We start from the raw sequence: 5,370 nt of genomic DNA on the forward strand, positions 1-5,370 counted from the left end.
TCCACCTTGTCTCCCTCGTCGAGAATTTCATTGCCCAGCAGGGTCTCGACCACGTCCTCCAGCGTCACCAGACCCTTGGTTTCGCCGTACTCGCCCACCACGATGGCGATGTGTTGGCGCTGTGACAGCAGCGTTTCCATCAGGCGCGACAGGGTCGTGGTGTCGGGGACGGCCATCAACTCGCGGCGGAAATCGCTCACCTTGCGGTCGCCCTGATCCGCGTTCATGGCCACCAGCAGGTCTTCGCGCAGCACGAAGCCGGTCACGTTGTCCAGGGAGCCCTGGTAGATCGGCAAGCGGGAGAACAAGGCCTTTTCCGCGGTGGCGAGCGCCTGCCGCACGGTCAGGTCCTGCTTCAGCGCCGTCATCACGATGCGCGGCGTCATCACGTCGCTGGCCTCGATCGACTTGAAGTGAAACAGGTTGCTGATGATCTTGGACTCGCGTTCGTTGATGTGTCCCTGTGCCTGACCGATGCCGGCCATGGCAACAAATTCATCGCGACTGAAGTCGTTACCCTTCTTGCCGCCCGAGATGAGCTGGGTCAGTTTTTCGGATACGAGGATCAGCGGGTACATGCTTTTGATGAGCAGGTTCACGTAAATGGCGGTAAAGCCTGCCAGCTGGCGCCAGTACACGGCACCCAGGGTCTTGGGAATGATTTCGGAGGCGAACAGGATGAGCAGCGTCATCACGGCGGAGAAAACGCCGAACCAGGCGTCGCCAAACACCGCTGTGGCCTTCGACCCGGCCCCGATGGCGCCGACCGTGTGCGCGATCGTGTTCACGGTGAGGATGGCCGCCAGCGACTGGTCGATCTTCACCTCCCTGAGTTGGTGCAACACCTCGGCCTTTTTCGGTTCAGTCTCTTTCAGGCCCGCGATGTACGAGGGCGTGATGCTCAGCAGCGAGGCCTCTGCGACCGAGCACAAAAAGGAGAAAAACAAGGCCAGCACCACATACAAGAGCAGCAACAAGGCATCGGTGCCCAATGACGACTGGACAGCGCCCAGCAGGGCTTCGGGGGGGAACTCGGGATTCATGGAGCGGCTTTCATGTGACGCGTACAGCGAACGCCACAGGATAGAGCGCCGGGGGTGGTCCTGCGTTCCCGTCTCTCGGAAAGCCGTCAGATCAGCTTGCAACTTCCTTGAGGCCGCCCATGAGCATTTCCTGGAACCCCAAGCCACTCGACAGTGCGCGCAGCGGCGTCGAGACGCTGCCGGACGGCAGGCTGCGTTGCTGGATCGAGCACGACACATTGCAAGGCGTCACACCGTCCATGCTGGACTGGTGGTTCCGTCATCTCGAGGGCGACATGGACTTCGAGGGCCAACGGCTGCCCCGGTACCGTGTGTGGCATCCCGTGGATGACATCGAGGTGACGTACACACAGCGCCTCGCCGACGGTGGCGTCGGGGTCGGTGCTTAGCTGCACATCGTCGAGATGTTTGGCGGCAATCCCCGCCACTAGGTGGATGCGCTCAGCGACATCGTGAGGCTCGGCGAACAAGGGTTCGGGCATCGCCCGCAGTGGCATGGCCTGCGGGTTGCAGCCATGGACTACCGCTTCGCCTTTGACCATTCACGTGCACACGCCTGGATCCTTCACAACATCGAGGAAGTCGGGCAGTTCGAGCGCTTCCTGCCAGCGCTCTTCGCTCGAGAAGGAGGCGTGTCGCTCAAGAAGCCTTCTGTTGATCGAGTGCAGTGAGGTGGGTGTCGGCAACCGCGTTGGAAGGCCTGTGTACAGCGGGCACATGGCGACGCAAAATGGCCTCGCCCATGCGCACCTGTTGACCTGAGGCAAGCCCCTGACACAACGCGATGCCCGGTGGTGCGAACACCAGGATGGTCGAGCCGTGCTCGAACCACCCCATCTCCTCGCCCTTCTCGTAGGTGGCGTGGCAGGGCAGTTCGTTGGGGCCGCGGTAGCGGATGTTGAGTGCCACGTCCACCGCGCGCAGCCGCATGCTGGCCACCAGGATCGCGGCCACCGGCACGATCAGCAGCGGCGTGCCGTCGGCCAGGCGGGTGTGCAGCACGGCACGTTCGTTCTTGCAGAACAGCCGCTCGATACGTTTCAGCGCGATCGGGTTCACGTTCCAGGTGTCGCCGCTGATGTAGGTCACATGGTCGAGCGTGAGCGCGGCCGGGGCATGGAAACGGTGGTACATGCTGGAGGTCAGGCGCAGCGTCACGTAGCTGCCGCCGCGCAGCGTGTCGATGGTGGCCAGGCCGCGCGCGTCGGTGCCCAGCAGGTCGGTGAGCGGGTAGGGGAAGCCTTTGGCCTGGAACACTTGCGCGCCGGGGTCGTCACCAATGCGGCCGCAGGCGCCGACGATGGCGTCGCAGGGGCTCACCAGCACGTGTTCGCGTGCGTCCAGCGGGCGAGCACCGGGTTTGAGTTCGCGCACAAAACAATCGTGCAGGCTGTTGAACGACGTCTTCCTGGCTTCGCTCAGGTCGATGTCGGTGAAGGTGCGCCACACCGCCATGGAGGCATCGCGCACCCAGGGGTGGCGGATGCGGCTGAACCAGCCCATGAAGCGTGTGAGCGCTGCGCGCGGCACGCGGTTGGTGAGCAGGAAGTTGAGGTCTTCGTTGAGCGCCAGGCGCTGCAGGATGTTCTGGTTTTTCATCGCGGGTTTCATCGGAGTTTCATGGCTTCGTCATGTGGACGCCCTACAAAAGACACACACCAACCGCCCTGGAGCGCCTGCTGCATGTCTTACCTTTCTTACGCTGTTCCGCTGGGCTCGCTGGCCCTGGCCTTGCCGCTGCTCAAGCAGCGGCTCGAACTCTCTCGCGCCAAACACCGGTCGCTGGCTGGACATTCGAAGATGGCCAAGCGGCTGGCGAAGTGGTTGCCGGGCTACGCCTTTGACGAGGACCGGTTTTTTGATTGCGACGGTGCGCCCGCCGAGGTGGTGGCGCAGCGCCGCGCGGCCTTTGATCTGCTCTGCGCCGGCTTCGCCGAGCGTTACGCCAAGACCCTGGCGCTCACCGCGCAGGCGCGCGAGGGCCTGGCCGATCTGCAGTTCACCGGTGCTTACCGTGTGCCCTTCCAGTTCAGCCCGCTGGTGCGCGCGCGGCTCAAGGTGGGTGCCTTCATGCAGTCGGCCGAGGGTGTGCACCTCACCGATCTGGACGGCAACACCTTCATCGACCTCACCGGCTCTTACGGCGTGAACGTGTTCGGCGTGGACTTCTACAAGGCCTGCATGGCCGAGGGCGCACAGATCGGCCAGGCGCTGGGCCCGGTACTGGGCGCCTACCACCCCTGCGTGGCCGAGGTGGTGGCGAAGCTGCAGGCCATCTCGGGGCACGACCAGGTGTCGTTCCACATGTCCGGCACCGAAGCGGTGATGCAGGCCGTGCGCCTGGCGCGCTACCACACGGGTCGCAAGCACCTGGTGCGCTTTTGCGGCGCGTACCACGGCTGGTGGGAAGACGTGCAGCCCGGCCCCGGCAACCCGATGCCGCCGCGCGAGACCTACACCCTGCAGGACATGAGCGAGAAGAGCCTGCAGGTGCTGCGCACGCGGCGCGATGTGGCCTGTGTGCTGGTCAACCCGCTGCAGGCCTTGCACCCCAACAAGAACGCACCAGGCGACTCCACGCTGGTCGACGGCAGCCGCACCGCGGGCTATGACCGCGCGGCCTACACCGCGTGGCTCAAGCGCTTGCGCGAGGTGTGCACCGAGCGCGGCATCGTGCTGATCTTCGACGAGGTGTTCCTGGGTTTTCGTCTGGCACGCGGCGGCGCGCAGGAATACTTCGGCGTGCAGGCCGACATGGTCACCTACGGCAAGACCCTGGCTGGCGGTTACCCGGTGGGCGTGGTGTGCGGGCGGCGCGAGCTGATGCAGCGCTTTCGCGAAAAGCGCCCGGCCGATGTGTGTTTTGCGCGCGGCACCTTCAACGCCCACCCTTACGTGATGGGTGGCATGGCGGCCTTCCTGAAACGGCTGGACACGCCGGAGATCCAGGCCTTGTACCAGGACCAGGATGCGAAGTGGGATGCCCGCGCGAAGCACTTCAACGACACCATGGCTGCGCACGGCCTGCCGGTGCGCGTGGCCAACCTGCAAAGCATCTGGACGCTGATGTACACCCAGCCGGGTCGATATCACTGGATGTTCCAGTACCTGCTGCGCTGGCAAGGCCTGGCGCTGAGCTGGGTGGGCACGGGGCGATTCATCTTCGGCTTGCACTTCAGCGATGCCGAGTTCGAGGAGGTGGTGCAACGCTTTGTGGCCGCGGGACAGCAGATGCAGGCCCAGGGATGGTGGTGGCGGGGAGAGCAAACGCACAAGTCGATCCGGCGCAATGTGGTTCGCGAGATGTGGCAGCACCTGCGGGCGTGATGCCGCAGGTGCGCCGGGGAGATCACTTCACCCCGATGCCGGGATCGATGAGCTGGCCGCGCATCAGGTAGAGCGGTGCCTTGTGGTACAGCTTGATGTCGTGAAACGGGTCGGTGAGGATCTTGGTCATCCAGGCCAGACCGGTCTGCACATCGGCAATGAAGAACAGGTGCACGGTGCGGAACAGCAAACCGCCCACACCCAGCGCCAGCCACAGCGCGCCGACCTGGCGGATGAAGCTTTCACCATCGGTGTGCGGCTCAAACAACCCGAACACGCCGGGCACCAGCGCCACCAGCATCGGTGTGCCGGCCCACAAGGCCATCAGCACCACCTTGCGCTGCAGGTTGTAGCCGACCTTGATCTCTTCCTTGTGCTCGTGCGTGGCCTGGTTCACATGGTCGTAGCCCTTGGGCTCAAAGAAGAAGTGGCCGGCCTGGCGGCTGGTCATGGAGACCAGCCAGGCGATCAGCGCGGAGAGCACCGGGTCGGTCCACAGCAGCGCATAGGCCACCACGAAGCTGATCGCGCTGATCAGGTGCAGGGTCTGGTTGATGCGGCTGTGGTGGTAATAGCGGTGGTCGTCCCAGCGTTGGGTTTCCAGTGTCTTGAAAAAGTCGTTCACGGTTTCTCCATGCAAGGGTGGGTGTGGGGAGGTCACACACCTGCGCAGTCTTGTCCTGACATGTGAAAACACGGTGACAGTGGCGTGTTGTCATCAACTTGTTGCACACGCGCTGGAACATGGGCACATGAACACCATGACGTCCGAACAGATCCTGGTCGAGGAATACCCGGCCAGCACGCCCTCCCTGCGCCTGTCGGTCGTCACCGAAACCTGGCCACCGGAGATCAACGGCGTGTCGCTCACGCTCTCGCGCCTGGTGCAGGGACTGTGCGCGCGCAACCACCCGGTGCAGCTGATCCGGCCACGCCAGACGCGGGTGGACCAGGCGCTGAGCCACAGTGGCTATGAAGAGCTGCTCATGCGCGGCATGCC

General features: G+C 64.0%; 6 protein-coding genes and 1 pseudogene. 4 read left to right on the forward strand and 3 right to left on the reverse strand.

The genetic code is table 11. The features are described 5' to 3' along the window. Window positions 1-1,043 (reverse strand): CNNM domain-containing protein (locus Q0C59_RS04685; RefSeq protein WP_291212384.1); only part of this gene is annotated, 1,043 nt, incomplete at its 3' end. Window positions 1,044-1,162: 119 nt separating this feature from the next. Between Q0C59_RS04685 and Q0C59_RS04690 the strand changes: the two genes are divergently transcribed. Beyond that, complete coding sequence (locus Q0C59_RS04690) at window positions 1,163-1,432, forward strand: DAPG hydrolase family protein (protein WP_291212387.1); 270 nt, start codon at window positions 1,163-1,165, stop codon at window positions 1,430-1,432. Between the two features lie 42 nt (window positions 1,433-1,474). Continuing rightward, entirely contained in the window at window positions 1,475-1,714 is a 240-nt protein-coding gene (locus tag Q0C59_RS04695) for a hypothetical protein (RefSeq protein WP_291212390.1), read from the forward strand. On the opposite strand, the gene asd is transcribed toward Q0C59_RS04695, so the two are convergent. Then, on the reverse strand, window positions 1,683-2,642 hold the full coding sequence (gene asd, locus Q0C59_RS04700; protein WP_291212393.1) for an archaetidylserine decarboxylase: 960 nt from the start codon (window positions 2,640-2,642) through the stop codon (window positions 1,683-1,685). The genes Q0C59_RS04695 and asd overlap by 32 nt on opposite strands. Before the next feature lie 84 nt (window positions 2,643-2,726). Here asd and Q0C59_RS04705 point away from each other — a divergent pair, with 84 nt between their 5' ends. Further along, window positions 2,727-4,370 (forward strand): aminotransferase class III-fold pyridoxal phosphate-dependent enzyme, encoded by a 1,644-nt coding sequence (locus Q0C59_RS04705; protein ID WP_291212396.1) that lies wholly within the window; start codon window positions 2,727-2,729, stop codon window positions 4,368-4,370. A gap of 22 nt (window positions 4,371-4,392) precedes the next feature. On the opposite strand, the gene Q0C59_RS04710 is transcribed toward Q0C59_RS04705, so the two are convergent. Further along, complete coding sequence (locus tag Q0C59_RS04710) at window positions 4,393-4,995, reverse strand: hypothetical protein (protein WP_291212399.1); 603 nt, start codon at window positions 4,993-4,995, stop codon at window positions 4,393-4,395. 136 nt (window positions 4,996-5,131) lie between these two features. On the opposite strand from Q0C59_RS04710, the pseudogene Q0C59_RS04715 reads away from it, so the two are divergent. Then, window positions 5,132-5,370: pseudogene (locus tag Q0C59_RS04715) on the forward strand (glycosyltransferase family 1 protein); the annotation flags it as partial.

The sequence above is a fragment of the Hydrogenophaga sp. genome, assembly GCF_022844385.1.
In the GTDB taxonomy this organism is placed as follows: domain Bacteria; phylum Pseudomonadota; class Gammaproteobacteria; order Burkholderiales; family Burkholderiaceae_C; genus Hydrogenophaga.

Coding starts and splice junctions, on each gene's coding strand:
- Q0C59_RS04690 (WP_291212387.1), top strand. CDS start 1,163: ATGAGCATTTCCTGGAACCCCAAGCCACTCGACAGTGCGCGCAGCGGC.
- asd (WP_291212393.1), bottom strand. CDS start 2,642: ATGAAAAACCAGAACATCCTGCAGCGCCTGGCGCTCAACGAAGACCTC.
- Q0C59_RS04705 (WP_291212396.1), top strand. CDS start 2,727: ATGTCTTACCTTTCTTACGCTGTTCCGCTGGGCTCGCTGGCCCTGGCC.